Genomic DNA, 26,343 nt, shown 5'->3' on the forward strand with positions numbered 1-26,343 from the left:
TGCCATGGCCACCACGGCATCCCGCTTGTCCTTCCTCCGACAGGCATCGCCATTACACGAGGAGACCGCCATGCGCACTTCCACGATCCGCAACAGCTTGTACGCAACCACCCTGATGTTCGCCTTTGCGGCCGTCCCGTTCGGCCAGGTCATGGCCCAGGACGCCGGCGCGCGGATGCAGCAATCGTCCGAGAACCAGACCGTGCCGGACAAGGCAGCCGATGCCTGGATCACCACCAAGGTGAAATCCGAGTTCGGTACCACCAAGGGCATCTCGGCCACCGACATCTCGGTCTCGACCCACGATGGCGTGGTCACGCTCAGCGGCACGGTCTCCTCGCAAGCCGAGAAAGAGCGCGCCGAGCGCGTCGCCCAGCTCGTCAAGGGCGTGAAGAGCGTGGACAGCAGTGGCCTGACCGTCGGCGGCATGCCGCCGGCGGAGAAATAGGCGCACGGGACGCGCAGCCAATGAAAAAGGCGCCCGCAGGCGCCTTTTTCGTATGTCGCGACAGCAGCTCTTCAGCGATTGAGGAAGTTGGCGCCACCGAAATTCTGCGCGTCGCGGGTTTCCTCCAGCTCGACGCCATCCAGGCCCTGCGACAAGGTGTGCGCATCGCCGCCCTGCGCCAGCTTGATGCGCAGGCGCACCTCGTTGGAGCTGTCGGCGTGGCGCAGCGCGTCCTCGTAGCTGATCTCGCCGGCGTGGTACAGCTCGACCAGGCTCTGGTCGAACGTCTTCATGCCGACCAGGGTGGATTCCTTCATCACTTCCTTCAATTTGTGGATCTCGCCCTGACGGATGTAATCCTGTACCAGCGGCGTGCCCAGCAATACTTCCACCGCCACCCGGCGCGCCTTGCCGTCGGGGGTGGGAATCAGCATCTGCGCCACGATGCCCTTCAGGTTCAGCGACAAGTCCATCAGCAGTTGCTGGCGACGGTCCTCCGGGAAGAAGTGCAGGATGCGGTCCATCGCCTGGTTCGCGTTGTTCGCATGCAGCGTGCACAGGCACAGGTGGCCGGTCTCGGAGAAGTTGATCGCGTGCTCCATCGTCTCGCGCGTGCGCACCTCGCCGATCATGATCACGTCCGGCGCCTGGCGCAGGGTGTTCTTCAGCGCGTTGTCCCAGCTGTCGGTGTCGATGCCCAGCTCGCGCTGGGTGATGATGCAGCCCTCGTGCTTGTGCACGTATTCGATCGGGTCCTCGATGGTGATGATGTGGCCGGTCGAGTTCGCGTTGCGGTAGCCGATCATCGACGCCAGCGAGGTGGACTTGCCGGTGCCGGTGCCGCCCACGAAGATGATGATGCCGCGCTTGGTCATCGCCAGCTGCTTGATCACCGGCGGCAGGGTCAGCTCCTCGATCGTGGGGATCTTCGACTCGATCCGGCGCAGCACCATGCCGACGCAATTGCGCTGGTAGAAGCACGACACGCGGAAACGGCCCACGCCCTGTGCGGAGATCGCGAACTGGCACTCGTGGGTCTTCTCGAACTCCTCGCGCTGGCCCGGCGTCATCACGTTGAGCACCATGTCGCGCGACTGCTGCACGCTGAGCGGACTCTGCGTGATCGGCACGATCCGGCCCTGCACCTTCATCGAAGGGGCGACGCCCGCCGTGATGAACAGGTCGGAGGCCTTCTTGTGCACCATCAGTTTCAGGAAGGAGGTGAAATCGAAGTCGCTCATGGCGTATGCCCCCGGGATTCGGGATTCGGGATTCGGGATTCGTCAAAGCTGCCGGCCCGCGCAGTGCGCTCCTGGCCAACGACCTGTTCGTCTGTGCAAGCACTGGAATACCGAGCCGCGGCGCGGTCCTGGCTTTCGCCAATCCCGAATCCCGAATCCCGGATCCCGGCGCTCATTTGAAGCTGTCCTTGTTCTTGGCGTAGGCGAACGCCTGCTGGCGCGTCACCAGGCCGCGTTTGACCAGGTCCTGCAGGCACTGGTCCAGCGTCTGCATGCCGAACTGCTGGCCGGTCTGGATCGACGAATACATCTGCGCCACCTTGTCCTCGCGGATCAGGTTGCGGATCGCCGGGATGCCGACCATGATCTCGTGCGCCGCGATGCGCCCGCCGCCGACCTTCTTCAGCAGCGACTGCGAGATCACCGCGCGCAGCGATTCGGACAGCATCGAACGCACCATCGGCTTTTCGCCGGCAGGGAACACGTCGATGATGCGGTCGATCGTCTTCGCCGCCGAACTGGTATGCACGGTGGCGAACACCAGGTGGCCGGTTTCCGCCGCAGTCAGCGCGAGGCGGATGGTCTCCAGGTCGCGCAACTCGCCGACCAGGATGTAGTCCGGATCCTCGCGCAGCGCCGAACGCAGCGCCTCGTTGAAGCCGAGCGTGTCGCGGTGGATCTCGCGCTGGTTGACCAGGCACTTCTGCGAGGTGTGCACGAACTCGATCGGGTCCTCGATCGTGAGCATGTGCCCGTATTCGTTCTTGTTGATGTGGTCGACCATCGCCGCCAGCGTGGTCGACTTGCCCGAACCGGTCGGGCCGGTCACCAGGATCAGGCCCTGCGGCTGCTCGATCAGTTCCTTGAAGATGCGCGGCGCGCCGAGGTCTTCCAGCGTCAGCACCTCGGACGGAATGGTGCGGAACACCGCGCCGGCGCCGCGGTTCTGGTTGAACGCGTTGACGCGGAAGCGCGCCAGCCCGGGAATCTCGAACGAGAAGTCGGTTTCGTAGAACTCTTCGTAGTCGCGCCGCTGCTTGTCCGACATGATGTCGTAGATCAGCGAGTGCACCTGCTTGTGTTCGAGCGCGGGGATGTTGATCCGGCGGACGTCGCCATCGACGCGGATCATCGGCGGCAGCCCGGCGGACAAGTGCAGGTCCGAGGCCTTGTTCTTCACCGAGAAGGCAAGCAGTTCGGCAATGTCCATGAAGTCGTTTCCCCTCAACCGATCGTCTGGATGGCATGAATTCGTATGCCACATCCGGGGCCGGATGACATTCGCAGGCGTGGTGCACCGCAGCGCATGGCATCCGGCGCCACGACACCACCTGGACGAACTACCCGAATCCCCCCTGTAGCCGCGTCGATACTACTCGCGCAACCGGCTGTGCGGCCAGTCTTTCTGCCCTCAATGCGCAAACTGTCGACCCGGTTTGCGCACCCGGTCGAAAAATCGTCATCCGGCCATGATCACGACCTCCGCGGCGGCCGGACGCCGGCGCCCCGACCGGCAAAATCCGTCGCGATCGCGTCGGCTCCGGTAAGGTACGCGGTCTGGACGAACGAGGAATCCCGCATGACACGACTTGCCTTCATCGGCGGCGGCAACATGGCGCGCAGCCTGATCGGCGGCCTGCTGAAAACCGGCGTGGCGCCGGCCACCCTCAGCGTGGCCGAGCCGCTGGCGGAGGCGCGCCAGGCGCTCGGCCGCGAATTCGGCATCGCCTGCTACGCCGAAAACCGGCTGGCCGTGGCGGAGGCCGAGGTCATCCTGCTGGCGGTCAAGCCGCAGGTGATGCCGGCGATCCACACCGAACTGCGCGACACCCTGCAGCGCAACCGGCCGTTGCTGATCTCGATCGCGGCCGGCGTGCGGCTGGATCAGCTGGAGCGCTGGTTCGGCAACGGCCTGCCGATCGTGCGCTGCATGCCGAACACGCCCGCGCTGATCGGCGCCGGCGCCACCGGCCTGTGCGCGAACAGCCGGGTCAGCCCGGCGCAGAAGGCACAGGCGCAGCACATTCTCGACGCTGCCGGGATCACCCGCTGGATCGACGACGAAGCGCTGATGGATACCGTCACCGCGCTGTCCGGTTCCGGCCCGGCGTATTTCTTCGCCCTGGTCGAAGCGCTGGAAGCCGCCGCCGTGGCGCAAGGCCTGCCCCGCGACACCGCGCGCGCGCTCGCCGCGCAGACCTGCCTGGGCGCCGGTCGCATGCTGGTCGACGGCGGCGAAGACCCCGCCGTGCTGCGCCAGCGCGTCACTTCGCCGCATGGCACCACCCAGGCTGCGCTGGAAAGTTTCAGCGCCGATGGCCTGCCGCACATCGTCGCCCGCGCCGTCGCCGCCGCCACCCGGCGTGGCGTGGAACTCGCCGCCGAACTGGACAAACTGCCGTGAGCTACCTGCTGAATGCACTGGCCCTGCTGCTCGACCTGGCGTTCGATGCCATCGTCACCCTGCTGCTGCTGCGCGTGGCCGCCGAAGCCTGCCGTGCGGACTTCCACAATCCGCTGAGCCAATTCGTCTACCGCTACACCAACCCGGCGCTGGCACCGATCCGCCGCGTGCTGCCGAACTGGCGCCGGATCAACCTGGCCGCCCTGCTGCTGGCGTGGCTGGCGATGCTGTTCAAGCGCCTGCTGCTGTTCGCCCTGCTCGGCGTGATGCCGCACTCGCTCGGCCTGATCGTGCTGGCGCTGGCCGAACTGCTCGACTTCGTGCTGCTGTTCTACCTGGTGCTGATCTTCGGCTGGTCGCTGTTGAGCATGTTCTCGGTGGACCGCCGCCATCCCCTACTGCAACTCGCCGGCAGCATCGTCGCCCCGTTGCTGCGCCCGCTGCACGGCAAGCTGATCGCCGGCCAGATCGACTTCGCCCCGATGGCGGTGATGATCGTGCTGCTGCTGGCGCGCCTGCTGGTGGCGGCGCCGTTGCTGGATGGGGGCGCGCGGTTGGCGCTGGGTGCCTGAGCTTTCTCTCTCGTAGAGAGCACTTGATGGTCCGTGAAGCAAGAGCCTTGAAGCAAAAGCTTTCGTCCTCCTTCGGAGGGCGAGTCACTTTCTCTCGCTTGCCCGAGAGAAAGTAACCAAAGAGAGAGGGCACCCCCGCTTCCGCGCCTTGCGGGCATCCTGCCCGCAAGGTTCGCGTGCGGGCTACGGGGTTTGTCGACAGGGCCTCCTGCCCTGACGACAAACTGGTTCGCATCCATGCGAACCACCCTTCGGGCTTTTCCTCCGCCCGCCCGCCGCTGCAGAGGGGGCCCCGGGTAGAGCAGCGCGCATCCTGCGCGCACTCTTCAGAAGAGCAGGGTCAGGAGCAGAGCAACAACAAGGCGATGCCTTGCTGTTGCTTCAGCCTTTCGCTTCATCACGTTTTCGCTTTGAACGCCACGAGAGCAAGAACATCGCGCACAGAGTGTGCTCCTACAACAAACGGAAAGCGGAAAAGCTCAGCGCAGCGCCCATTCCGCGATGATCCGATGGATCTCGTCCAGCCCATCGAACAGCGCCGCTGGCCCCGGCTGCAAAATGATTGGCGACTTGATCTCGTGCAGCTCGCCATCACGCACCGCAGGGATCGCGCCCCAGCCGGGACGCGCCGCCACCTTCTCAGGGCGGAAACGCTTGCCGCACCACGAACCGAAGATAATGTCCGGCGCGCGCCGCACCACCTCGTCGCCGTTCGGCAGGATGCGCTGCTTGGCCAGCGGTTCGCGGGCGAGTTCGGGAAAGCAGTCGTCGCCGCCGGCGATACCGATGATCTCGGCGACCCAGCGGATGCCGGTGATGATCGGTTCGTCCCATTCCTCGAAATACACCTTCGGCCGCCGCGGCAATTGCGCGACCGCGGCGCGGATGTCGGCGATGTGCCGTTCGGCGCGCTGCGCATACGCCTCGGCTTTCTCGTGTGCGCCGACCATCGCGCCAAGCCGGCGGATGTAGGCGAGGATGCCGTCGACGCTGCGATGGTTGCTGATCCACACCTCGACGCCAGCCTTGATCAACTCGCGGGCGATATCGGCCTGGATGTCGGAAAAGCCGATCGCCAGATCCGGTTCCAGTTTCAGGATCTCGCCGATCTTCGCGCTGGTGAACGCGGAGACCTTCGGCTTCTCCTTGCGTGCGCGCGGCGGCCGCACGGTGAAGCCGGAAATGCCGACGATGCGGCGCTCCTCGCCGAGCGCGTACAGCACCTCGGTCGGCTCCTCGGTGAGGCAGACGATGCGTTGCGGGAAGTGGTCCGGCAAGCCGGAATCCGCTGCGGCGTGATGCATGCGCTCAATTCCCCAGCACGGTCACCACGACCCTGCGCTGGTGCGGGTCGATGCGGTGTTCCCACAGGTAGATGCCCTGCCAGGTGCCCAGCATCAGCTTGCCGCCATGTACCGGCACAGTGAGGCTGACCCCGGTGAGGACCGAACGGACGTGCGCCGGCATGTCGTCAGGGCCCTCCGCGTCGTGCCGGAAGATCGCATCGCCGTCCGGCACGGCGCGCGCGAACCAGCGCTCCAGGTCGTTGCGCACGGCAGGGTCCGCGTTCTCGCTGATCAGCAGCGAGCAACTGGTATGCGCGGTGAACACCTGCGCGATGCCCGTCTGCACGTGGCTGGCCGCCACCGCGTCGCCGACCTGCGCGGTGATCTCGCTGAAACCGCGGCCGCGCGTGTGCACGGCAAAGCCACCCTGCGCCACATGCTCCGCGGGCAGCGCCCGGGTCATGGGTAGAGCATCCGGCTGGTCCAGGTCTGGCCATGGCGATCCCAGCGCACCCGTTCGTGCAGGCGGAACTCGGCGCCGTACCAGAACTCCAGCATGTCCGGCTCGACCACGAAGCCGCCCCAGTGCGGCGGCCGGGCCACCTCGCGGCCTTCGAACTGCTGCTCGTAGCGCGCCACGCGCTGCTCGAAAGTGTCGCGGTCGGGCAGCGTCTGCGACTGCAGCGAAGCCCACGCGCCGATCTGGCTGCCGCGCGGACGGCTGGCGAAGTAGGCATCCGACTCCTCCGCCTGCAGCTTGCGCGCCACGCCTTCCACGCGCACCTGCACGCCCTCGCGCAGCTGCTTCCAGTGAAAGCACAGCGCCACCTGCGGATGCGCTTCGAGCTGGCTGCCCTTGTCGCTCTCGTAATTGGTGTAGAAGCGGAAGCCGCGCTCGTCGGCGCCCTTGAGCAGCACGATGCGCGAGGCGACCCGGCCGGAACCGTCCACGGTGGCCAGGTTCATCGCCGTCGGCTCGCGGTCGCCGCTGGCCTTGGCTTCGTCCAGCAGGTGCAGGAAGGTGTCGAGAATCTCGGATTTGAGCATGATGTCTGAAACTTTCCTTTTGCATCGTGGCCGACACGCGCCATCATGGCGCGGATGAACCTGACCGATAATAGTGCAATGCCCCCTTCATCCAGTACCGCCGCGCTCCGGATGGCGACGCCATTTTCTCCCATGGAATGTGAAGGCGGCAGCGACATGCCCGTTCGCGGAATGTCCCGCCGCCGCTGCCTGCCGGTGACGGAAATCCCTCCTGGAACCATGGTGCCCCGCGGATGACGTCCCACGCCGACCTGCAGAACGAGGCCCTCGCCGGCCACCTGCTCGACCAGTACGCCGGGCGCATCGCCCGCTCGCGCCGCCCGTACATCCTCGGCCTGTCCGGCCTGCAGGGCAGCGGCAAGAGCACCCTGGCGCGGGTGATGAAGGCGCAGGCCGAAGCGCGCGGCTGGCCCACCGAGGTGCTCGCGCTGGACGACTTCTACTACGCCCGCAGCGACCGCGAGGGGCTGGCGCGCGACGTGCATCCGCTGCTGCGCACCCGCGGCGTGCCGGGCACGCACGAGATCGAGTTGATGATGTCGGTGCTGGCCGCCCTGCCACACGCCTCGGACAAGCTGCCGGTGTCGCACCCGCGCTTCGACAAGGGCCGCGATACCCGCTTCCCGCCGTCGCGCTGGCCGCGCACCACGCGCCCGCCCAGGCTGGTGATCGTGGAAGGCTGGGCGCTGGGCATCCGGCCACAGCTGCAAGCCGCGCTGGCCAGGCCGGTCAACGAACTGGAACGTACCGAAGACCCCGACGGCAGCTGGCGCCACTGGGTCAACAAGCAGTTGCGCGGCTACCAGCCGCTATGGCGCAAGTTCGATGCGCTGATCGTGCTGCAGGCGCCGAACTGGGAGATCGTGCGCCGCTGGCGCGGCGAACAGGAACAGGAGTTGCTGGCGCGGCATGCGCCGCTGGCGATGGACGCCACCGCGATGGAGCGGTTCCTGGCGCATTTCGAGCGGCTCAGCCGGCACGCGCTGGCCACCTTGCCGGCCCTGGCCGACACCTGCGTGGAATACGACGACGACCGTCACGTGACCGGGCTCAGCCACGGTTGAATCGGGAATCGGGGAAGCATGACGCCGCCCCGACCCTGATCTTCGCTCTTGGTCGATCAGTCGACGACGAAATTGATCTTCAGGTTGACGCGCCACTCGGCGATGGTGCCGTCGTCCTTGGTGACCACCTTGATCTCGTTGACCCAGGCGCCCTTGATGTTCTTCACCGACTCCCCCGCCTTCTTCAATCCGTGCTGCACGGCATCTTCCACGCCCTTGCTGGACGACGCATTGATTTCGATGACCTTGGCTACCGACATGGCGACACTCTCCGGTGGAATCGTGCAAACGGCACGTTGCGTTCCCCCGCCTGAAGCCCGAGTCTGACCCGCTGCCGTGCGCGAGGACAAGCCGCACTGCAAAATCACCTCACGTTGACGCTTCGACCTGCACCGCCGTGCCGTAGGCCAATACTTCGGTGACGCCCTGCGCCACCTCGTTCGCGTCGTAGCGCATCGCCACCACGCCGTTCGCGCCCATCGCGGCGGCGTGCCGCAGCATCAGCTCGAACGCCTCCTCGCGCGCCTTCTCGCAAAGTTCGGTGTAGATCGAGATGTTGCCGCCGACGATGGTCTGCAGCGCCGCGCCGAGATTGCCGACCACGCTGCGCGAACGCACGGTGATGCCGCGCACGATGCCGAATGAACGCACGATGCGGCAGCCGGGAATCTCGTTGGCGGTGCTGACCTGATGATGCGGAACGCTGTTTGCCATGGCGATGCTCCTTCGGTGGATGGTTCAGCTGTCGAGCAGCGCAGCGTAGCCCTCGCGTGCGTCCGGCCATTGCGGCGCCCAGCCGCTGGCGCGCAGCCGCGCATTGCGCAGCCGCTTGCTGCCCACGCCGGCCGGCGCCGCGCCCTCGGCGGGCAGCGGCGCATCGATCAGGGCGGCCAGGAAATCGTACAGCTCGTCGAGCGGCATCGGCGTGTCGTCGACACCGAGATACAGCGGCTGCGGCGACTTCAGCTGCAGCAGATGCGCGACCGCCGCGGCGGCGTCGTCGACGTGGACCCGGTTGGCCCAGTGCGGCGTCTCGCGCGGCACGCGCAGCTGTCCCGCACGCAGGCGCTCGATCAATTGCAGCCGGCCCGGCCCGTACAGTCCGGCCAGCCGCAGCACGGTCGACGGCAGCGCTTGCTCCGCCAGCCACTGCTCGGCCTCGAGCAGTACCGCGCCGTTGAATCCCGGCGGGTCGGTCGGAGTGGCCTCGTCGACCCAGTCGCCGTCGTGCTCGCCGTACACGGCGCTGGACGAGACGAACAGCACCCGCGCCAGCTTGCGGCGATCGAGCGCGTCGAGCAGGTGGCGCAGGCCGTCCACGAAGATCGCGCGGTACGCCGCCTTGTCGCGCGTCGCCGGAGCCGGCAGGTAGACCAGCCGGGTGATCCCGACCGGCAGTTCGCACAGGCTGGCCGGATCGGTCAGGTCGCCGCGCAGCCAATGGATGCCGTGCCCGCCGTGCGCCGGCGGCTGGCGCCGCAGCGCCCATACTTCGTCGCCGCGCGCGCGCAGGCGCTGCGCCACGCGTTCGCCCAGATCGCCGCATCCGGCCAGCAGGATACGTTCGCTCACCACCACCCTCCTGTCGATCTGCCCAGGTTGATCCGCCCTGTTAGCATTTGCCCATGAACCCGTCGCACAACCTGTTCCTCATCGGCCCCACCGGTGCCGGCAAGACCTCGATCGGGCGACGGCTTGCCGCGCATTATGGCCTGACGTTCGTCGATCTCGACCAGGAGATCGAGCGTCATTGCGGCGTGGACGTGAACACGGTGTTCGAGATCGAGGGCGAGGCCGGTTTCCGCCAGCGCGAAAGCGCGCTGCTGGACGAGTGCAGCCACCGCCCCGGCGTGCTGCTGGCCACCGGCGCCGGCGTGGTGCTCGCACCGCACAACCGCCGGCATTTGCGCGAGCGCGGCTACGTGGTGTGGCTGCAGACCACGATCGAACAGCAACTGGAGCGGCTGGAACGCGACCACCGCCGTCCGCTGCTGGCGGTGCCCGACCGCCGCGAACGGCTGCAGGCGATGGCGCAGGTGCGCGAGCCGCTCTATCGCGAACTCGCCGATCTCGCGGTGCCCGGCGAACACGGCAGCGTCGCCGCCGCCAGCGAACGCTGCATCGCGCTGATCGACCACCATTGGCGGCGCCCCGGCGCATCGCCCAGGCAGACCGCATGAACCACCCCGCATTCCAGACGATCACCGTTGCCCTCGGCCAGCGCAGCTACCCGGTCTGGATCGGCGCCGGCCTGCTCGGCGACCACGCGCGCTGGCGCGCCATGCTGCGCGGCCGGCATGCGCTGGTGGTCAGCAACACCACGGTGGCGCCGCTGTACCTGCCGCGCATCGAGGCAGGGCTGGACGGCCTGCACTGGTCGTCGTTCCTGCTCGACGACGGCGAGGCACACAAGACATTCGCCAACGTCGGCCGCGCGCTGGAAGCGCTGGGCCAGCTCGGCGCCACCCGCGACGCCTGCGTGATCGCGCTGGGCGGCGGCGTGGTCGGCGACCTGGCCGGCTTCAGCGCGGCGTGCTGGATGCGCGGCATCGACTTCATCCAGATGCCGACCACCTTGCTGGCGATGGTCGATTCCTCGGTCGGCGGCAAGACCGGGGTCAACCTGCCGGTCGGCAAGAACCTCGCCGGCGCGTTCCATCAGCCGCGCGCGGTGGTCGCCGACATCGACACCCTGACTACCCTGCCGGATCGCGAATACCGCGCCGGCCTGGCCGAGGTGATCAAGGGCGCGGCGATCGGCGACGAGCCGTTCTTCACCTGGCTGGAACGGCACGCCGACGCGCTGGCTGCACGCGACCCCGCCACGGTACTGGAAGCGATCGCGCGCAAGGTGCAGTACAAGGCCGGCGTGGTCGCCCGCGACGAAACCGAGCAGGGCGAACGCGCCCTGCTCAACTTTGGCCATACTTTCGGCCATGCGCTGGAAACCGCCGGCCACTACACCGCCCTGCTGCACGGCGAAGGCGTGGCGGTCGGGATGCTGCTGGCCGCCCGCTTGTCCGAGCGCCTGGGCATGAGCGAACCGGCCGCCGCTGCCCGCCTGCAGCGCCTGCTGGAAACCCTCGGCCTGCCGGTGGCGATCCCGCCCGGCATGGACGCACCGCAGCTGCTGGCACTGATGCGGCTGGACAAGAAGAACACTGCCGGCATGCTTCGGCTGATCCTGTGGCGCGGCATCGGCCGCGCCGAGATCGTCGCCGGCGTGGACGAGGCCGACGTGCTGGCCGTGCTGCAAGCCGCGGCATGAACCGCCGGGTGTGACGACATGGCCCGACCGGGCCACGGGTGTATCCCCGCAAATCCTATAAACTGTGTCGTCCGGCCACGCGCCCGTTCGTGCTGCATCCCTGGAACCCATGCGCCTCTATCTGCAAACCGTGCCCGGCAGTACCGACGCACCCCGCTACGTCCAGATCACGCTGGAGCAGGACCTGCTCGGCGGCTGGACGCTGTACCGCGAATCGGGCACCCAGGGCGGCCGCGCCACGATGAAGCGCGAGCAGTTCCTGGAGCGCGACGAGGCGGTCGCCGCCTTCGAGAAAGCCCGCGACGCCCAGCTCAAGCGCGGCTTCCGCCTGATGTTTGCCCAGGGGCTGGAAGGCCCGTACGGACGTTGACTGAAATGACCGATGTGTTGAAGAACGACCGCTTCCTGCGCGCACTGCGCCGCGAAACCACCGACACCACGCCGATCTGGGTGATGCGCCAGGCCGGCCGCTACCTGCCGGAGTACCGCGCCACCCGCGAGCGCGCCGGCAGCTTCATGGGCCTGGCGCAGAACCCGGAGTACGCCTGCGAAGTGACCTTGCAGCCGCTGGAGCGCTTCGAACTGGATGCGGCGATCCTGTTCTCCGACATCCTCACCATCCCCGACGCGATGGGCCTGGGCCTGTCGTTCGCCCACGGCGAAGGCCCCCAGTTCGCGCGCCCCGTGCGCAGCGCCGCCGACGTCGCGAAACTCGCCGTGCCCGACATGGACGGCGAGCTGCGCTACGTGATGGATGCCGTGCGCCTGATCCGCCAGGAACTGCATGGCCGCGTGCCGCTGATCGGTTTCGCCGGCAGCCCGTGGACGCTGGCCTGCTACATGGTCGAGGGCGCCGGTTCGCGCGACTTCGCCACCCTGAAGACGATGTGCTGGAACGAACCGAAACTCGCGCACCAGCTGCTCGACACGCTGGCGCAGTCCGTCGCCGCCTACCTGATCGCCCAGGCCGCCGCCGGCGCTCAGGCGCTGATGATCTTCGACACCTGGGGCGGCCTGCTCGGCCCTGCCCCGTTCCGCGAATTCTCGCTGCGCTACATGGCGCAGATCGTCGCCGCGCTGAAAGCCGACACCCACGCGCGCGAGCTGCCGGTGATCCTGTTCTCCAAGGGCGCCGGCCAGCATCTGGCGGAAATGGCCGACACCGGCTGCGCCGCCCTCGGCGTCGACTGGACCATGCATCTCGCCGACGCCCGCCGCGCCGTCGCCGGCAAGGTCGCCCTGCAAGGCAACCTCGATCCGGCCGTGATGCGCGCCAGCCCGGAGGTGATCCGCCGCGAGGCCCGCACCGTGCTGGACAGCTACGGCAACCATCCCGGCCACGTGTTCAACCTTGGCCACGGCATCACGCCGGAAGTGAACCCCGAACACGTCAAGGTGCTGGTCGACGAGGTGCACGGCTACGGCCGCGAGCTGCGCGCGCGCTGAGCCGCTGCGCCGCCGCTGGCCTTTGCCCGACGCCTCACGTAGCCTGCGCCGGGTATCCCCGAGGAGCCGTGTGATGACCCTGACCATCGCAGCCCATGCCCGCCTCGTCCGCTGCGCCTGCCTGATCCTGCTGTGCCTGCCCGCCCTGGCGCTGGCCGGCGAACCGCTGACCCTGCACGCCGCCGACGGTGTGGCCGTGTACGGCACGCTCAGCCGGGCGCAGCCGCACGGCCGCAGCATCGCCCTGCTGTTCCACCAGGCCCACGCGAACCGGCACGAATACGACAGCGTGGTACCGGCGCTGCAGAAACTGGGTTTCGACACGCTGGCGATCGACCAACGCTCCGGCGGCAACCTGTTCGGCGGCCGCAACGAAACCGTGGCGAAGCTCGGCGCGTCGGCGGATTACCTGGCCGCACTGCCCGATCTCGAAGCCGCCCTGGCCTGGGCCCGCGCGCAGCACTACGCGCGCATCGTCGCGGTGGGCAGTTCCTACAGCTCATCGCTGGTGATCATGCTGGCCGCGAAGCATCCGCAAGGCCTGGGCGCCATCGCCAGCTTCTCGCCGGGCGAATACTTCGACGACAAGAACCAGATCAAGCAGGCCGCCGCCAAGGTAGCCCTGCCGTTCTACATCACCACCGACCCGGACGAGGCCGGCGACGTGGCCGAGGTACTTCGCGACGCGCACGGCGCCAACGTCGTGCACTACCAGCCCAAGGTCGGCGTGCACGGCGCCTCGACCCTGGTCGCGGCGCGCGATCCCGGCGGCTGGCAGGCCAACCTGGCGAGCTTCACCGCCTTCCTGCGCGGCCTTCCCGCGCCGGCCCACTGACCCGCGCCCGCCAACCCACTTCCCCCTCGCGGAGCGCCCGATGGCCTGGCTCATCAGCAAATACCTGATCACCGCCGCGGTGGTGGTGATCGTGTCCGAAGCGGCCAAGCGCAGCGACCGCCTCGGCGGGCTGATCGCGGCGCTGCCGCTGGTCACCGTGCTCGCGCTGATCTGGCTGCACGTCGAGCATCAGCCGCAGGGCAAGATCGCCAACCACGCCTGGTACACCTTCTGGTACGTGGTGCCGACCCTGCCGATGTTCCTGGCCTTCCCGGCGCTGCTGCCGCGGCTGGGCTTCTGGCCGACCCTGCTGGCCTGCGTGCTGATTACCGTCGCGTGCTTCGGCGCATTCGCCCTGCTGATGCGGCGCTTCGGCATCGACCTGCTGCCCTGAGCCGCCATCGACCGAAGCGCTAGAAGTGGCAACCCTGACGCCGCAAGTACCCGCGGCAAGGGCCGTTTTTGGCAGCCCGGCCCCCGCCCCGTACAATCACCGCTTTCCCCCATGACAAAGCGCGCGCCCTGCGTGCGCCACCCGAGCCTATCCCGATGGAAAAGAGTTTCGAACCCGCCCAGATCGAGTCGAAGTGGTACGAGCACTGGGAAGCCAGCGGCGCGTTCCAGCCGTCGGGCAAGGGCACGCCGTATTGCATCCTGCTGCCGCCGCCGAACGTCACCGGCACGCTGCACATGGGGCATGCGTTCCAGCAGACGGTGATGGACATGCTGGTGCGCTACCACCGCATGCGCGGCTTCAACACGCTGTGGCAGGTCGGCACCGACCATGCCGGCATCGCCACCCAGAAGATCGTGGAAAACCAGCTGGCGGTCGAGGAGAAGACCCGGCACGACCTGGGCCGCGACGCGTTCGTCGAACGGGTGTGGAAGTGGAAGGAGGAATCCGGCTCCACCATCGCCAACCAGATGCGCCGCATCGGCGCCGCCGCCGACTGGTCGCGCGAGCGCTTCACCATGGACGAGGGCCTGTCGGCCGCGGTGCGCAAGGTGTTCATCGACTGGTATCGCGCGGGCCTGATCTACCGCGGCAACCGGCTGGTGAACTGGGACCCGCTGCTGGGCACGGCCGTCTCCGACCTCGAGGTGAACAACGTCGAGCGCGACGGCCACATGTGGTCGATCCGCTATCCGGTGGTGGGCAGCGACGAGAGCGTGGTGGTCGCCACCACCCGTCCCGAGACCATGCTGGGCGACGTCGCCGTGGCCGTGCATCCGGAGGACGGACGCTACGCGCACCTGCTCGGCAAGACGCTGAAGCTGCCGCTGACCGAGCGCGAGATTCCGGTGATCGCCGACGATTACGTCGACAAGGACTTCGGCACCGGCTGCGTGAAGATCACCCCGGCGCACGACTTCAACGACTACGCGATCGGCCAGCGCCACCAGTTGGCGCCGATCACCATCTTCACGCTGGATGCGAAAGTCAACGACAACGCGCCGCAGAAATATCGCGGCCTCGACCGCTACGACGCGCGCAAGGCCGTGCTGGCCGATCTCGAAGCGCTCGGCCTGCTGGTCGAGACGAAGCCGCACAAGCTGCAGGTGCCGGTGAGCCAGCGCTCGGACGCGGTGATCGAGCCGATGCTGACCGACCAGTGGTTCGTCGACCTGACTTCGGACATCCAGAAGGATGGACGTCCCGGCGGCCGCAAGGCGATCACCGAGCCGGCGCTCGACGCCGTGCGTTCGGGCGAGATCAAGTTCGTGCCCGAAAACTGGAGCACCACCTATACGCAATGGCTGGACAACATCCAGGACTGGTGCATCAGCCGCCAGCTGTGGTGGGGCCACCGCATCCCGGCGTGGTACGACGAGGCCGGCAACATCTTCGTCGGCGAGGACGAGGCGGATGCGCGCGCCAACGCCACCACCGAACCGGTCGGCGCGCTGCGCCAGGACGACGACGTGCTGGACACCTGGTTCAGCTCCGCGCTGTGGCCGTTCTCCACGCTCGGCTGGCCGGCGGACGGGCCGGTGGAGAACGAGCGTGGCGAGATCGTCGCGAACTGGGAGCAGGACAAGATCTTCCTGCCCAGCGCGGTACTGGTCACCGGCTTCGACATCATCTTCTTCTGGGTCGCGCGGATGGTGATGGCGACCAAGTACTTCACCGGCCGGATCCCGTTCCGCGAGGTCTACATCAACGCCATCGTGCGCGATGCGGAAGGCCAGAAGATGTCCAAGTCCAAGGGCAACACGCTGGATCCGCTGGACCTGATCGACGGCATCGCGCTGGAACCGCTGGTGGAGAAATCCACCAAGTCGCTGCTGATCCCGCAGGTGCGCGCCAAGGTGGAGAAGCGCATCCGCAAGGACTACCCCGACGGCATCCCCGCGATCGGCACCGACGCGCTGCGCTTCACCTTCACCGCGCTGGCCAGCTACAGCCGCACGATCAACTTCGACATCAAGCGCGCCGAAGGCTACAAGGCGTTCTGCAACAAGTTGTGGAACGCGGCGCGGTTCGTGCTGATGAACGTTTCCCCTCTCCCATCGGGAGAGGGTGGCGCGAATGCGCCGGGAGAGGGTTCGGGCGTAGCGCAAGCTTCCGGCACGACCGAACCCTTACGCCAACCCCTCTCCCAGGGGGAGAAGGGCTCGGTTCCGGTGACCGAAGCCGAGAGGTGGATTCTCACCCGGCTGAAGCAGACGCTGGGCGAAGTCGAGCAGCACTTCGTCAGCTACCGCTTCGACCTGCTGGCGCAGGCGCTGTACGAATTCGTCTGGAACGAGTATTGCGACTGGTTCCTGGAGCTGTCGAAGCCGGCCCTGAATGGTGACGACGCCGCAGCCGCCGCTTCGACCCGGCACACCCTGCTGGTGGTGCTGGAAGCGGTGCTGCGCGCACTGCACCCGGTGATCCCGTTCATCACCGAGGAAATCTGGCAGTCGGTGGCGCCGCGCCTGGCGCTGACCACGGCCAGCGTGTACGACCGCCCCTATCCGCAGGCGGCCGAGTTCGCCGCCGACGATGCGGCCGCGGCCGAGGTCGAATGGTTCAAGGCCGTGCTCTCGGGCATCCGCAGGATCCGCTCGGAGATGAACATCTCGCCGGCCAAGGCGATCCCGCTGCTGCTTGCCGACGGCGACGCCGGCGATCGTGCCCGCGTGACGAAGTTCGCCGCCCAGATCGCCTTCCTTGCCCGCACCGAAGCGCCGCAGTGGATCGAAGCCGGGGCTGAGGAACCCGCCGCGGCCGCCGCCGTGGTCGGCACGCTGCGCGTGCTGATCCCGCTCGCCGGGCTGATCGACCTCGGCGCCGAAAAGGCGCGCCTGGCCAAGGAAATCGCCCGCATCGAAGTCGAGATCAGGAAGTGCGAAGGCAAGCTCGGCAATGCCAGCTTCGTCGCCAACGCGCCCACCGAGGTGGTGGCGCAGGAGCGCCAGCGCATCGCCGACTGGAACAGCACGCTGGGCGCGCTGCGCGAGCAGGCGCAAAAGCTGGGGTAACGTTCGGTATCTCGTGGGTTTGCTGACTACACGTTCCGCCCTGCCGTCTGGAGTGGAAGATCAAGGGCGCCTTTACCTATTTCTCGAGATTGCCTGCGGCAATCTCGAGCGCCATCACGATCGCATCCTCGCGACCGTGGCGCGCCGGGTAATAACGCGGCCGACGCCCGATCTCGCGAAAGCCCACCGACTCGTACAGCGTCTTCGCCAGCGGGTTCGACGGGCGTACCTCGAGGAATACTCGCTCGGCGCCGTTCCAGCGTGCGATGTCCAGCAGGCGACCCAGCAGGTGCCGGCCCAGGCCGCGGCCGCGCCAGTCCGGTCCGATGCACAGGTTCAGCACGTGCGCCTCGCCGGCGCCCATCGACAGGATGCCGTAGCCGGCAATCGCCTCGTCCACGCACAGTACCCAGCACGGGTGCCCGGCCTTCACGCAATCGCTGAAGATGCCCGCCGACCAGGGGAATTCGTAGGAGGCATTCTCCAGCGCGCTGACCGTGTCCAGGTCTTCGGCCCGCATGCCGCGCACCTGGATCACCGGCTTGATCACCGCGACCATGACGCTTAACCGCCCGCAGCGGCCAGCGCGCGGCGCACGCTGCGCAGCGCGTTCCACAGCCGTCGCTTGGCATCGGCACTGGTCAGCACCAGCGCCGGCTCGTCGGCCAGCACGATCTGCGCCTGATGCATCACCGCCGCCGGCAGCGCGCGACCCAGCGCGTGCGCCTGCGCTTCGCCGAACACCAGGTAGGCCTGTGCCGCGGGCGCGCCCGCGGCCAGCTGGCCTCCGCTCACCGTGACCCGCGCGGCGCGCGCCAGGGCGGCGCCGCACGCATTCAGGGCGCGGCCGACCAGGTCGAGCTCGCGCGTGCTGCAGTCCTGCGGCAACACCACCACGCAGGCGACGTTCGCCGCCATGTCCGACGCGGCGGTCGCATGCTCCGGCTCGCCTGCCGCACCAGCGGCGGGCGCCGTACGCCGCTGCCATGGCGTCACACCCAGCGCACGCAACACGCGGGCGCGATGGTCGGCGCTGACGTGCTGGCGCGGCAGGGCGCTCATGCCGCGCTGCGCCGTGCCCGGCGCCGATGCGTGGCCAGGCTCCAGATGGTCCATACCGGGCCGGACAACAGGTAGAGCGTGAAGCCGACGAACAGCACGCGCGGCGTGTCCAGGATCAGCAAGGCCAGCAGCAGCACCGCGACCACCATCCACACGAACGGCACCCTCTGGCGATCGCCCATCGGCAGCGACTTGAAACTGAAATAGCGGAAACGGCTGACCATCAGCAGCCCGACCACGATCGCGATCACCGGCGTGATGAAGCAGAAATCGCTGCCCGCCAGGCCGAACTTGTCCACGCTCCACACGAACGACATGCACACCGCCGCCGCCGCCGGGCTGGCCAGCCCCTGGAAATAGCGCTTGTCGGCCACGCCCACCTGGGTATTGAAGCGCGCCAGCCGCAACGCAGCGCAGGCGGCGTAGATGAACGCGGCGGCCCAGCCCAGCTTGCCCCACAGCGGGCCGAAATCGCGCAGCGTCGACAGCGACCACGTATACATCACCAGCGCCGGCGCCAGCCCGAAGCTGACCAGGTCGGACAGCGAGTCGTACTGCACGCCGAACTCGGTCTGGGTGCCGGTCATCCGCGCCACGCGGCCGTCCATGCCGTCCAGCAGCGCGGCGATGAACACCGCGACCGCCGCCTCGGTATAACGGCCGCCGATGCTGGCGATGATCGCGTAGAAACCCGCAAACATCGCCCCCGTGGTGAACAGGTTCGGCAGCAGGTAGATGCCCCGGTGGCGGGGCGGGCGGACAGGCAATGGCTCGCTCATGAATCAATCCGTGACAGGATGCGCGCAGTGTAAACCATCGGCTGCTTGAGTCCGGCACGCCGGAGTGATAACAAGGTGAACCGTAATTTCCCTGCGAAATGGAGAACACCATGCATCGTTCGCTGATTGCCGTGGCGCTGCTGTTGCTGGCCCCGCTGGCCGCCGCCCAGGTCTACAAATGGACGGACGCCAGCGGCACCGTGCACTACTCGGAAGCGCCGCCGGCACAGGGCACGAAGTACGTGAAGGTGACCACCACCGGCACGGTGGAACCGCTGGCCGCACCCGCGCCCAGCGAAACGGCGCAAAGCAGGGACGCCCCGGCCGAGCCCGCCAAACCGGTGGCCGACACGCCGGAAAACCGCAGCAAGATGTGCGATACGCTGAAGGCCAACCTCACCGCGCTGCAGGGCGGCGGTCCGGTGGTGATGCAGCAGGACGGCAAGACCGTCGCGCTCGACGACGCCCAGCGCAAGCAGCAGGCCGCCGCGACGCAGACGCAATACGACCAGTTCTGCCAGCAGGCCCGGTAATCCACCGCCTGCATGCGCCGGGCGGTGCCGGCGTGATCTGCGACGGCGCCGGCAGGCCGCTACACTAGGCGTCTTTACCACGCCGGAACCGCCCGCATGCGCCTCAGCCAATTCCACCTGGCCACCGTCAAGGAAGTCCCTGCCGACGCCGAAATCGCCAGCCACCAGCTGATGCTGCGCGCCGGCATGATCCGCAAGCTCGCCTCCGGCCTGTACACCTGGAGCCCGCTGGGCCTGCGCGTGCTGCGCAAGGTGGAAAACATCGTGCGCGAGGAAATGGACCGCGCCGGCGCGATCGAAATGCTGATGCCGTCGGTGCAGCCGAAGGAACTGTGGGAGGAAACCGGCCGCTGGGAGAAATTCGGCGGCCAGCTGCTGAAAATCAAGGACCGCAAGGGTCAGGAATTCTGCTATGGCCCGACCCACGAAGAAGTGGTCACCGACTTTGCCCGCAACGAGCTGAAAAGCTACAAGCAGCTGCCAGTCAACTTCTACCAGATCCAGACCAAGTTCCGCGACGAGATCCGCCCGCGTTTCGGCGTGATGCGCGCGCGCGAATTCCTGATGAAGGACGCCTATTCGTTTCACCTGACCCAGGAGTCGCTGGCCGAGACCTACGCGGCGATGTACCAGGCTTATTCGCGCATTTTCACCCGCCTCGGCCTGACCTTCCGCGCCGTGCAGGCCGATACCGGCGCCATTGGCGGCAATGCCAGCCACGAATTCCAGGTGCTGGCCGATTCCGGCGAGGATGCCATCGTGTTTTCCGACGGTTCGGATTACGCCGCGAATATCGAGAAGGCCGAGGCGCTGGCGCCGGCCGCCGGACGCCCTGCCCCTGCCGCCGCCCTGCAGCGGGTCGACACGCCCACCCAGAAAACCATCGACGACATCGCCGGCTTCCTCCAGGTCAGCCCGCAGCAGTGCGTGAAGACCCTGCTGGTGCGCGGTCGCGACGGCCTGGTCGCGCTGTGCCTGCGCGGCGACCACGAGATCAACGCGGTCAAGGCCGGCAAGCTGGCCGAGCTGCCGGACGAATCGGTGCTCGCCAGCGAGGAGGAAATCCTCGCCGCCACCGGCACGCGCCCCGGTTTCATCGGCCCGGTCGGCCTGCCCGCGTCGATCCCGGTGATCGTCGACCGCGACGCGGCCGTGCTCGCCGACTTCGTCTGCGGCGGCAATGTCGACCGCACGCACTGCACCGGCGCGAACTGGGACCGCGATGCGCGCATCACCCGCGTCGCCGACCTGCGCAACGTGGTCGAGGGCGACCTTTCCCCCGACGGCAAGGGCGTGCTGCACCTTGCCCGCGGCATCGAGGTCGGCCACGTGTTCCAGCTGGGCACGAAGTACGCCGAAACGCTTGGCGCCACCGTGGTGGACGAAACCGGCAAGCCGCAGGTGATGACCATGGGCTGCTACGGCATCGGCGTCAGCCGCATCGTCGCGGCCGCGATCGAGCAGCGTCACGACGAAGCCGGCATCCTCTGGCCGGAAGCCATGGCGCCGTGGCGCGTGGCGGTATGCGTGATCAACCCGAAAAACGCGCCCGCCGTCAGCGCGGCCGCCGAGGCGCTGTACCAGGCGCTGAGCCAGCGCGGCATCGAGGCCTTGCTGGACGATCGTGGCGTACGCGCCGGCAGCATGTTCGCCGACATGGAGCTGATCGGCATTCCGCACCGTGTCGTGGTCAGCGAGCGCGGGTTGGCCGCGGGCACCCTGGAATATCGCGCCCGCGAAGACAGCGAAAGCCGGTCACTCAGCGAAGAAGAACTGTTTGCCCTGCTCGGCTGATCAAGTCAGTCGCCGCATTAACAAAAACGGTCGCCCGGTGCGGCCGTTTTTGCATCTTCCGTGACGAAACCGGCGAAATTGGTTAATTCAAAACCGATCACACTATTAATTATTTTTAATGTGAAAGCACACTTCACGCGGTGCACTGCGCTTTACAAGGATTCCGCAAATCAGCGAGAATCAGTTTTGCAACAACTTCCAATGCGTCCGACTTTGTTCCCAATAATGGCCAGACCATAGCCAGACCGTTTAATTTTCGATACTTACCCGGGAGTCCACCATGGCCGTCGATATCAAGAACCTCAATCACAACCAGCTCAATGACCTGATCAACAAGGCACAGGTGCGCCAGAATGAACTGCGCAAGGAAAAGGTCGTCAAGCTGCGCGAGAAAGTGCATGCCTTGATCAAGGCCGAGGGGTATACCTTCGAAGACATCTTCGGCAGCACGCGCGGGAAGGCCAAGCGCAGCACCGGAACGGTCGCGCCGAAATACCGCAACCCGGCCAATCCCGCACAGACATGGTCCGGCCGCGGCAAGCGCCCGCACTGGTTCAATGACGCGTTGAAGGCCGGCAAGAAGGAAAAGGATCTGGCGATCTGATTGCTGTTCCGCGAGCCGCTTCAATGAAAAGCGCCGGCTTGATGCCGGCGCTTTTTTGTTGGTTCCAAGACAATGCTTCATCCGCTTGAGCGGGCAAGCACACGCTTGATTCCTCCCCTACAAAGCAGGGGGAGGTGGTTTTTGATCTTGCCTTGGCCAAGAGCAACCCCTCCCCAACCCTCCCCTGCCTTGCAGGGAAGGGGCGAAGGTGCCGAGCGGGTTCGTCGTCTTGATGGACAAGGTGACAGTGAAGAATACGTCTTCGGCTACTTTTGTTTTATAAGGAGCGGCGGGGGGAAACCAGCAGGTCGCCGAACATCAGTCCCGCCACCAGCGACACCAGCAGGGTTACCAGCAGCAGGCCGGTATCCACGCTCAGCGTGGTATCGCGTTCGAGCAGGAACGACACGCTGCGAAAACCCACGCTGCCCGGCACCAGCAGCAGGATGCCCGGCTCGCGGATGACCGCGCCGGGGCGATGCGCGAAGCGCGCGTAGACGTTCGCCAGCGCGCCCAGCAGCAGCCCGCCCAGGAACACGCCCACCGGCGCGCCCGGCAGCGAGCCGGAAATCGCCCCTCCCCAGCGCGTGGCCAGGTAGCCCACCACCACCGCCACGATCACCACCGGCCAGTCGCGCCGGGCCGCGCGGAACAGGATGGCGAACGCGACCGCCGCGACCAGCAGGGCCGGGTAATCGGTCCAGGTAGGCAGTGCCGGCAGCGCGAAGTCGCGGGCCGTGATGCCCACCGCGGCGCACAGCTGGGTCGCCGCGATGGTGCCGAAGGTGAGCTTGAGCAGGGTCGACATGGCGCCGCCCATGCGCGCCATGCCGGACACCAGGTGTCCACTGGAAATCTCGCGCACGGCGTTGGTCAGCGACATGCCCGGCACCAGGATGATCAGGCTGGCCAGCACCACCGACTTGATCGCCAGCGGTACCACGAACGCACTCACCACGATCGCCACCGTGGTCGCCACCAGCGCACAGATCGCGTCGCTGGCCACCGCCAGCCGCGGCCGGCTGGCCGCCAGCAGGGTGATCCAGCCGATCATCACGCCGATCGCGCCGGCCACCACCAGGTCCACCCAGGAACTGTGCAGGAACAGCGCCGCGATGCCGGCTGCGGACAGGCCGTAGCTGGCGACCGAGCCGATCTTCTCGCGCCGCGTGTCGGGTCGGCCCAGTTCGCGCAGCAGGCGGAAGCCCTCGCGCAGGCCCAGCTCGCCGGCGATCGCGCGGTCGGCGATGTCGTCGGCTTCGCACAGCCGCTCGAGATTCACCTCGCCCGGCGCCAGCCGCATCACCTGGGTGGTCTGCGCCACGCCTTCCTCGCCCTGGGCCAGGTCGGCGAACGAGATGATGATCGCGGTGGGGCTGGACCAGACGTCGGCGGACAGCCCCAGCCGCTGCGCCGCGCCGGCAATGGCCATTTCCAGCCGCGGCGCCGAGGTGCCGTACTGGTGCAGCCGCCGCGCCAGTTCCAGCACGAACGCGATGCGCGTGGCCGACGCCGTGGTGGCGAACTGCTGCTGGCTGATGGTGTCGCCTGCGCTCATGCCGCCGCGCGTACCCGCAGCGTGGCGCCTTCCACCGCGACCACTTCCACCGTGGTGCCCAGCGGCAGGTCCGGTCCGCTGACCAGCCACTGGCCGTCGCCCACGCGGGCCTTGCCGCGGCCGTTGACGATCGGCTCGATCAGCTCGTAGCGTTGGCCGATCAACTGCTCGGCGCGACGGTTCAGCCGTTCGCCGCCGGGCGCGCGGCGTTCAAGCCGCGGCCGCAGCCAGCGCGCGTAACCGATGCACGAGGCAAACGCGAGCAGGCCGAACAGGATCGCCTGCGCCAGCAGGCCCAGCGTCGGGTCGATCCACAGCACCACGCCCATCGCGGCGGCCGCCAGGCCGATCCAGAGCAGGAAATAGCCGGGCAGCAGCAACTCGCCGGCGATCAGCAGCAGCGCCAGGATCCACCACAGGTAATGCGTCGAGAGCTCCCACATCGTCGTGCCCTCAACGCAGCGGCGGCTGGATGGCGGCCGGCTTCTGCTGCTGGCCGAGCGACTCCTTCGCCAGCTCGGCGATGCCGGCCAGCGAACCGAGGATGCCGGTGGCCTCGATCGGCAGCAGCAGCATCTTCTGGTTCGGCGACTTGGCCATCTCTTTCAAAGCCTCGACGTAGTTGTTGGCGACGAAGTAGTTCAAGGCGTTGACGTTGCCGCCGGCGATCGACTCGGACACCATCGTGGTCGCCTTCGCCTCGGCCTCGGCTGAGCGCTCGCGCGCTTCGGCGGCGCGAAACGCGGCTTCCTTCTCGCCTTCGGCGGCCAGGATCACCGACTGCTTCTCGCCTTCGGCCTTGAGGATCGCCGCCTGGCGGAAGCCCTCGGCGTCGAGGATGTTGGCGCGCTTCTCGCGCTCGGCCTTCATCTGCCGCGCCATCGCATCGACCAGGTCGCGCGGCGGCGAGATGTCCTTGATCTCGATGCGGTTGACCTTGACGCCCCACGGATGAGTCGCCTCGTCCACCACGCCGAGCAGCTTGGCGTTGATCGCGTCGCGCTGGCTCAGGCTTTCGTCCAGGTCCATCGAGCCGAGCACGGTGCGGATGTTGGTCATGATCAGCGCCAGCGCGGCGCCTTCCAGGTTGGCCACCTCGTAGGCTGCCTTGGCCGCGTCCAGCACCTGGTAGAACACCACGCCATCGACGCGCACCACCGCATTGTCCTTGGTGATCACGTCCTGGCTGGGCACGTCCAGCACCTGTTCCATCATGTTGATCTTGCGCCCTACCGCCTGGTAGATCGGGATCAGGAAATGCAGCCCCGGACTCAGCGTGCGGGTGTACTTGCCGAACGTTTCCACGGTCCACTCGTAGCCCTGCGGCACGATGCGCACCAGCTTGGCCACGCCGATGACGACGACGGCCACGATGACCAACGCAAGAAGCTGTCCCATTGCCCACCCCATGTCCATGAAGAAGGCCTGAGTATAGGCGAGCCCGTGCCGCTTCGAGCGCTACCGGGCCGCCGGTTGCGGCAGGCGCAGGCTGACCCTGAGGCCGCCGCCTTCGCGGTTGGCCAGCAGCACGCGGCCGCCGTGCGCCTCGGTGATCTCGCGTGCCAGCGCCAGGCCCAGCCCGGTGCCGGAACGCTTGGTCGAATAGAACGGCAGCAGCGCCTGCGCCAGCACCGTCTCGCTCATGCCGGGGCCGCGATCGGCCACCTCGATGCGCAGTTCGTTGCCGACATCCAGGATCGACAGCGTGACCTCGTCGCCCGGCCCGCCCGACTCGTGCGCGTTCTTGATCAGGTTGATCAGCACCTGCTCGATCTGCACCGCATCGAAATGTCCCGGCCGCGCCGGCACCGGCGTCGCCAGGCGGTACTGGCAATGCAGCGCCAGGCCGTCGAGGAACGGCTTCCACTCGATGTCCACCGGCTGCGGCGTGGGCAGCTTGGCGAAGCTGGCGTAGCCGGCGATGAAGCGGTGCAGGTGCAGCGCGCGTTCGCCGATGGTGGCGAACACGCCGGGCAGCCGCTCGACCTGGCCGCGGCGGGCCAGCTCCGCGCCGGAGTGCGCCAGCGAAGTGATCGGCGCCAGCGAATTGTTGAGCTCGTGGCTGATCACCCGGATCACCCGCTTCCAGGTCGCCACCTCCTGCCGCGACAGCTCGCGCGTCATGCGCCGGAACAGGTGCAGCCGGTGCGGCCGGCCCTGCAGCCGGAACGCGCGCTGCGACAGGTGGAAGGTTTCCTCGCTGCCTTCCATCTCCACGCTGAGCAGCGCGTCTTCGCCGCTCTCCACCGCCTTGCGCAGCGCTTCGGGCGCCTCGGTCAGCAACTCGGCGAAGTCCAGCCCGACCAGGGTGCGGCCTTCGTTGAACAGGTGCCGCGAAGCAATGTTCGCGTAGGCCACCTTGCCGATCGCATCGGTCAGCACCAGCGCCACCGGGGTGTTCTGCACCACCGTGTCCAGCAGCAGCTCGCGCTGCACCAGGTGCTGGCGCTGTTCGCGCAGGGTGTGCCCCAGCGCGTTGTGCATGCGGATCAGCTCGCCCAACTCGTCGCGCCGGTCCACCGCGATCGAGAAGCTGAAATCGCCGTCGCGATAACTGGCCACCGCGCCCTCCAGCGCACGCAGCAGGCGGCTCACCGGCGCCATCACCCGGCCGGCCAGCCAGAACGACAGCGGCAGCAGCACGATCACGCTGGCCAGCAGGCCGCCGTAGATGCCCAGCTGCATCGGCGTGCGTATCGACAGCGCCAGGTCCTTGCGCAGCCATACCAGCAGCTGCGGCAGCGGCCACTGGGTGACGCCGGCGTAGATCAGCGCGCCGGCCAGGCCGGCCACGGCCAGCAAAAAGGTCAGGCGCCCCTGCAGCGAATTCAGGCGACGCCACATCGGCTGTTCTCATCGACGGGGGAAAGCCGGCTCTGAGCCTGTGAAAAATCGCGCTTCCTGCGCAATTTTTCAGCCGCGAGTCCGGCGCAT

General features: G+C 67.5%; 29 protein-coding genes. 14 read left to right on the forward strand and 15 right to left on the reverse strand.

Annotated elements, in window-relative coordinates:
• Positions 1 to 70 precede the first annotated feature (70 nt).
• Positions 71 to 448 (forward strand): BON domain-containing protein, encoded by a 378-nt coding sequence (locus tag KK131_RS04895; protein WP_214555573.1) that lies wholly within the window; start codon positions 71 to 73, stop codon positions 446 to 448.
• A 71-nt stretch (positions 449 to 519) separates the two neighbouring features.
• On the opposite strand, the gene KK131_RS04900 is transcribed toward KK131_RS04895, so the two are convergent.
• Entirely contained in the window at positions 520 to 1,689 is a 1,170-nt protein-coding gene (locus KK131_RS04900) for a PilT/PilU family type 4a pilus ATPase (RefSeq protein ID WP_214555574.1), read from the reverse strand.
• Positions 1,690 to 1,861: 172 nt separating this feature from the next.
• Complete coding sequence (locus tag KK131_RS04905) at positions 1,862 to 2,899, reverse strand: type IV pilus twitching motility protein PilT (protein ID WP_214555575.1); 1,038 nt, start codon at positions 2,897 to 2,899, stop codon at positions 1,862 to 1,864.
• A 369-nt stretch (positions 2,900 to 3,268) separates the two neighbouring features.
• On the opposite strand from KK131_RS04905, the gene proC reads away from it, so the two are divergent.
• Together proC and KK131_RS04915 are read left to right on the forward strand one after the other, a co-directional pair.
• Positions 3,269 to 4,093 carry a pyrroline-5-carboxylate reductase gene (gene proC, locus KK131_RS04910; RefSeq protein WP_214555576.1) on the forward strand — a complete coding sequence of 275 codons (825 nt, stop codon included), beginning with the start codon at positions 3,269 to 3,271 and terminating at the stop codon, positions 4,091 to 4,093.
• Positions 4,090 to 4,665, forward strand: a complete 576-nt coding sequence (locus KK131_RS04915) for a YggT family protein (RefSeq protein ID WP_214555577.1) — start codon at positions 4,090 to 4,092, stop codon at positions 4,663 to 4,665. Before proC ends, KK131_RS04915 begins: the two co-directional genes overlap by 4 nt.
• Positions 4,666 to 5,144: 479 nt before the next feature.
• Here the strand turns inward: KK131_RS04915 and KK131_RS04920 are convergent, their stop codons facing one another.
• The 3 genes from KK131_RS04920 to pdxH are packed head-to-tail and all read right to left on the reverse strand — an operon-like array spanning position 5,145 to position 6,998.
• Positions 5,145 to 5,969, reverse strand: a complete 825-nt coding sequence (locus KK131_RS04920; protein ID WP_214555578.1) for a cobalamin-binding protein — start codon at positions 5,967 to 5,969, stop codon at positions 5,145 to 5,147.
• 4 nt (positions 5,970 to 5,973) lie between these two features.
• The gene (locus KK131_RS04925; protein ID WP_214555579.1) at positions 5,974 to 6,414 is read right to left on the reverse strand and encodes a secondary thiamine-phosphate synthase enzyme YjbQ; all 441 of its coding nucleotides are present in this window, start codon (positions 6,412 to 6,414) and stop codon (positions 5,974 to 5,976) included.
• On the reverse strand, positions 6,411 to 6,998 hold the full coding sequence (pdxH, locus tag KK131_RS04930) for a pyridoxamine 5'-phosphate oxidase (protein ID WP_214555580.1): 588 nt from the start codon (positions 6,996 to 6,998) through the stop codon (positions 6,411 to 6,413). Before pdxH ends, KK131_RS04925 begins: the two co-directional genes overlap by 4 nt.
• A 233-nt stretch (positions 6,999 to 7,231) precedes the next feature.
• On the opposite strand from pdxH, the gene KK131_RS04935 reads away from it, so the two are divergent.
• On the forward strand, positions 7,232 to 8,062 hold the full coding sequence (locus tag KK131_RS04935; protein ID WP_214555581.1) for a kinase: 831 nt from the start codon (positions 7,232 to 7,234) through the stop codon (positions 8,060 to 8,062).
• A 56-nt stretch (positions 8,063 to 8,118) separates the two neighbouring features.
• On the opposite strand, the gene KK131_RS04940 is transcribed toward KK131_RS04935, so the two are convergent.
• The 3 genes from KK131_RS04940 to KK131_RS04950 all read right to left on the reverse strand — a co-directional run bounded on the left by KK131_RS04940 (position 8,119) and on the right by KK131_RS04950 (position 9,634).
• Complete coding sequence (locus KK131_RS04940) at positions 8,119 to 8,322, reverse strand: dodecin family protein (protein WP_214555582.1); 204 nt, start codon at positions 8,320 to 8,322, stop codon at positions 8,119 to 8,121.
• A gap of 109 nt (positions 8,323 to 8,431) precedes the next feature.
• On the reverse strand, positions 8,432 to 8,776 hold the full coding sequence (locus KK131_RS04945; protein ID WP_214555583.1) for a YbjQ family protein: 345 nt from the start codon (positions 8,774 to 8,776) through the stop codon (positions 8,432 to 8,434).
• Positions 8,777 to 8,800: 24 nt separating this feature from the next.
• Positions 8,801 to 9,634 carry an NAD-dependent epimerase/dehydratase family protein gene (locus KK131_RS04950; protein WP_214555584.1) on the reverse strand — a complete coding sequence of 278 codons (834 nt, stop codon included), beginning with the start codon at positions 9,632 to 9,634 and terminating at the stop codon, positions 8,801 to 8,803.
• A gap of 53 nt (positions 9,635 to 9,687) precedes the next feature.
• Between KK131_RS04950 and KK131_RS04955 the strand changes: the two genes are divergently transcribed.
• The 7 genes from KK131_RS04955 to KK131_RS04985 all read left to right on the forward strand — a co-directional run bounded on the left by KK131_RS04955 (position 9,688) and on the right by KK131_RS04985 (position 17,079).
• The gene (locus KK131_RS04955) at positions 9,688 to 10,242 is read left to right on the forward strand and encodes a shikimate kinase (protein ID WP_214555585.1); all 555 of its coding nucleotides are present in this window, start codon (positions 9,688 to 9,690) and stop codon (positions 10,240 to 10,242) included.
• The gene (gene aroB / locus KK131_RS04960) at positions 10,239 to 11,330 is read left to right on the forward strand and encodes a 3-dehydroquinate synthase (RefSeq protein ID WP_214555586.1); all 1,092 of its coding nucleotides are present in this window, start codon (positions 10,239 to 10,241) and stop codon (positions 11,328 to 11,330) included. Before KK131_RS04955 ends, aroB begins: the two co-directional genes overlap by 4 nt.
• A 109-nt stretch (positions 11,331 to 11,439) precedes the next feature.
• Positions 11,440 to 11,700 (forward strand): WGR domain-containing protein, encoded by a 261-nt coding sequence (locus KK131_RS04965; RefSeq protein WP_056387319.1) that lies wholly within the window; start codon positions 11,440 to 11,442, stop codon positions 11,698 to 11,700.
• A gap of 5 nt (positions 11,701 to 11,705) precedes the next feature.
• Complete coding sequence (hemE, locus tag KK131_RS04970; protein ID WP_214555587.1) at positions 11,706 to 12,776, forward strand: uroporphyrinogen decarboxylase; 1,071 nt, start codon at positions 11,706 to 11,708, stop codon at positions 12,774 to 12,776.
• Between the two features lie 73 nt (positions 12,777 to 12,849).
• Positions 12,850 to 13,611 (forward strand): alpha/beta hydrolase, encoded by a 762-nt coding sequence (locus KK131_RS04975; RefSeq protein ID WP_214555588.1) that lies wholly within the window; start codon positions 12,850 to 12,852, stop codon positions 13,609 to 13,611.
• A gap of 40 nt (positions 13,612 to 13,651) precedes the next feature.
• The gene (locus KK131_RS04980) at positions 13,652 to 14,005 is read left to right on the forward strand and encodes a DUF3147 family protein (RefSeq protein ID WP_214555589.1); all 354 of its coding nucleotides are present in this window, start codon (positions 13,652 to 13,654) and stop codon (positions 14,003 to 14,005) included.
• Between the two features lie 155 nt (positions 14,006 to 14,160).
• Positions 14,161 to 17,079 carry a valine--tRNA ligase gene (locus KK131_RS04985; protein ID WP_214555590.1) on the forward strand — a complete coding sequence of 973 codons (2,919 nt, stop codon included), beginning with the start codon at positions 14,161 to 14,163 and terminating at the stop codon, positions 17,077 to 17,079.
• Between the two features lie 76 nt (positions 17,080 to 17,155).
• Here KK131_RS04985 and rimI read toward each other — a convergent pair whose 3' ends face one another.
• The 3 genes from rimI to KK131_RS05000 are packed head-to-tail and all read right to left on the reverse strand — an operon-like array spanning position 17,156 to position 18,920.
• Positions 17,156 to 17,638, reverse strand: a complete 483-nt coding sequence (gene rimI, locus KK131_RS04990) for a ribosomal protein S18-alanine N-acetyltransferase (RefSeq protein WP_214555591.1) — start codon at positions 17,636 to 17,638, stop codon at positions 17,156 to 17,158.
• A gap of 5 nt (positions 17,639 to 17,643) precedes the next feature.
• Complete coding sequence (locus KK131_RS04995; RefSeq protein WP_214555592.1) at positions 17,644 to 18,141, reverse strand: hypothetical protein; 498 nt, start codon at positions 18,139 to 18,141, stop codon at positions 17,644 to 17,646.
• Positions 18,138 to 18,920, reverse strand: coding sequence for a phosphatidylcholine/phosphatidylserine synthase (locus tag KK131_RS05000; RefSeq protein WP_214555593.1), 783 nt, complete (start codon positions 18,918 to 18,920; stop codon positions 18,138 to 18,140). The genes KK131_RS04995 and KK131_RS05000 overlap by 4 nt, the downstream gene beginning before the upstream one ends.
• A gap of 110 nt (positions 18,921 to 19,030) precedes the next feature.
• Between KK131_RS05000 and KK131_RS05005 the strand changes: the two genes are divergently transcribed.
• The 3 genes from KK131_RS05005 to KK131_RS05015 all read left to right on the forward strand — a co-directional run bounded on the left by KK131_RS05005 (position 19,031) and on the right by KK131_RS05015 (position 21,851).
• Positions 19,031 to 19,453 carry a DUF4124 domain-containing protein gene (locus KK131_RS05005; protein WP_250887056.1) on the forward strand — a complete coding sequence of 141 codons (423 nt, stop codon included), beginning with the start codon at positions 19,031 to 19,033 and terminating at the stop codon, positions 19,451 to 19,453.
• Between the two features lie 96 nt (positions 19,454 to 19,549).
• Complete coding sequence (locus tag KK131_RS05010) at positions 19,550 to 21,247, forward strand: proline--tRNA ligase (protein ID WP_214555595.1); 1,698 nt, start codon at positions 19,550 to 19,552, stop codon at positions 21,245 to 21,247.
• 280 nt (positions 21,248 to 21,527) lie between these two features.
• The gene (locus tag KK131_RS05015; protein WP_214555596.1) at positions 21,528 to 21,851 is read left to right on the forward strand and encodes an H-NS histone family protein; all 324 of its coding nucleotides are present in this window, start codon (positions 21,528 to 21,530) and stop codon (positions 21,849 to 21,851) included.
• Positions 21,852 to 22,128: 277 nt separating this feature from the next.
• Here the strand turns inward: KK131_RS05015 and KK131_RS05020 are convergent, their stop codons facing one another.
• From KK131_RS05020 to KK131_RS05035, 4 genes are read right to left on the reverse strand one after another with little or no spacing between them, the layout of a single operon-like run.
• On the reverse strand, positions 22,129 to 23,409 hold the full coding sequence (locus KK131_RS05020; protein WP_214555597.1) for a threonine/serine exporter family protein: 1,281 nt from the start codon (positions 23,407 to 23,409) through the stop codon (positions 22,129 to 22,131).
• A complete protein-coding gene (locus KK131_RS05025; RefSeq protein WP_214555598.1) occupies positions 23,406 to 23,852 on the reverse strand; it encodes an NfeD family protein in 447 nt (148 codons plus the stop codon). Before KK131_RS05025 ends, KK131_RS05020 begins: the two co-directional genes overlap by 4 nt.
• 10 nt (positions 23,853 to 23,862) lie before the next feature.
• Positions 23,863 to 24,807 (reverse strand): SPFH domain-containing protein, encoded by a 945-nt coding sequence (locus KK131_RS05030; RefSeq protein WP_214555599.1) that lies wholly within the window; start codon positions 24,805 to 24,807, stop codon positions 23,863 to 23,865.
• Positions 24,808 to 24,867: 60 nt separating this feature from the next.
• Complete coding sequence (locus tag KK131_RS05035; RefSeq protein ID WP_214555600.1) at positions 24,868 to 26,253, reverse strand: ATP-binding protein; 1,386 nt, start codon at positions 26,251 to 26,253, stop codon at positions 24,868 to 24,870.
• Between the last annotated feature and the right edge of the window lie 90 nt (positions 26,254 to 26,343).

Origin of the sequence: Rhodanobacter sp. LX-99, from assembly GCF_018599185.1 — a bacterium.
Lineage (GTDB): Bacteria > Pseudomonadota > Gammaproteobacteria > Xanthomonadales > Rhodanobacteraceae > Rhodanobacter.

Bases quoted from the DNA above. Each gene is read 5' to 3' on its own strand.
- KK131_RS04895 (WP_214555573.1), top strand. From the start codon at position 71: ATGCGCACTTCCACGATCCGCAACAGCTTGTACGCAACCACCCTGATG.
- KK131_RS04900 (WP_214555574.1), bottom strand. From the start codon at position 1,689: ATGAGCGACTTCGATTTCACCTCCTTCCTGAAACTGATGGTGCACAAG.
- KK131_RS04905 (WP_214555575.1), bottom strand. From the start codon at position 2,899: ATGGACATTGCCGAACTGCTTGCCTTCTCGGTGAAGAACAAGGCCTCG.
- proC (WP_214555576.1), top strand. From the start codon at position 3,269: ATGACACGACTTGCCTTCATCGGCGGCGGCAACATGGCGCGCAGCCTG.
- KK131_RS04920 (WP_214555578.1), bottom strand. From the start codon at position 5,969: ATGCATCACGCCGCAGCGGATTCCGGCTTGCCGGACCACTTCCCGCAA.
- KK131_RS04925 (WP_214555579.1), bottom strand. From the start codon at position 6,414: ATGACCCGGGCGCTGCCCGCGGAGCATGTGGCGCAGGGTGGCTTTGCC.
- pdxH (WP_214555580.1), bottom strand. From the start codon at position 6,998: ATGCTCAAATCCGAGATTCTCGACACCTTCCTGCACCTGCTGGACGAA.
- KK131_RS04935 (WP_214555581.1), top strand. From the start codon at position 7,232: ATGACGTCCCACGCCGACCTGCAGAACGAGGCCCTCGCCGGCCACCTG.
- KK131_RS04940 (WP_214555582.1), bottom strand. From the start codon at position 8,322: ATGTCGGTAGCCAAGGTCATCGAAATCAATGCGTCGTCCAGCAAGGGC.
- KK131_RS04945 (WP_214555583.1), bottom strand. From the start codon at position 8,776: ATGGCAAACAGCGTTCCGCATCATCAGGTCAGCACCGCCAACGAGATT.
- KK131_RS04955 (WP_214555585.1), top strand. From the start codon at position 9,688: ATGAACCCGTCGCACAACCTGTTCCTCATCGGCCCCACCGGTGCCGGC.
- aroB (WP_214555586.1), top strand. From the start codon at position 10,239: ATGAACCACCCCGCATTCCAGACGATCACCGTTGCCCTCGGCCAGCGC.
- KK131_RS04965 (WP_056387319.1), top strand. From the start codon at position 11,440: ATGCGCCTCTATCTGCAAACCGTGCCCGGCAGTACCGACGCACCCCGC.
- hemE (WP_214555587.1), top strand. From the start codon at position 11,706: ATGACCGATGTGTTGAAGAACGACCGCTTCCTGCGCGCACTGCGCCGC.
- KK131_RS04975 (WP_214555588.1), top strand. From the start codon at position 12,850: ATGACCCTGACCATCGCAGCCCATGCCCGCCTCGTCCGCTGCGCCTGC.
- KK131_RS04980 (WP_214555589.1), top strand. From the start codon at position 13,652: ATGGCCTGGCTCATCAGCAAATACCTGATCACCGCCGCGGTGGTGGTG.
- KK131_RS04985 (WP_214555590.1), top strand. From the start codon at position 14,161: ATGGAAAAGAGTTTCGAACCCGCCCAGATCGAGTCGAAGTGGTACGAG.
- rimI (WP_214555591.1), bottom strand. From the start codon at position 17,638: ATGGTCGCGGTGATCAAGCCGGTGATCCAGGTGCGCGGCATGCGGGCC.
- KK131_RS04995 (WP_214555592.1), bottom strand. From the start codon at position 18,141: ATGAGCGCCCTGCCGCGCCAGCACGTCAGCGCCGACCATCGCGCCCGC.
- KK131_RS05000 (WP_214555593.1), bottom strand. From the start codon at position 18,920: ATGAGCGAGCCATTGCCTGTCCGCCCGCCCCGCCACCGGGGCATCTAC.
- KK131_RS05005 (WP_250887056.1), top strand. From the start codon at position 19,031: ATGCATCGTTCGCTGATTGCCGTGGCGCTGCTGTTGCTGGCCCCGCTG.
- KK131_RS05010 (WP_214555595.1), top strand. From the start codon at position 19,550: ATGCGCCTCAGCCAATTCCACCTGGCCACCGTCAAGGAAGTCCCTGCC.
- KK131_RS05015 (WP_214555596.1), top strand. From the start codon at position 21,528: ATGGCCGTCGATATCAAGAACCTCAATCACAACCAGCTCAATGACCTG.
- KK131_RS05020 (WP_214555597.1), bottom strand. From the start codon at position 23,409: ATGAGCGCAGGCGACACCATCAGCCAGCAGCAGTTCGCCACCACGGCG.
- KK131_RS05025 (WP_214555598.1), bottom strand. From the start codon at position 23,852: ATGTGGGAGCTCTCGACGCATTACCTGTGGTGGATCCTGGCGCTGCTG.
- KK131_RS05030 (WP_214555599.1), bottom strand. From the start codon at position 24,807: ATGGGACAGCTTCTTGCGTTGGTCATCGTGGCCGTCGTCGTCATCGGC.
- KK131_RS05035 (WP_214555600.1), bottom strand. From the start codon at position 26,253: ATGTGGCGTCGCCTGAATTCGCTGCAGGGGCGCCTGACCTTTTTGCTG.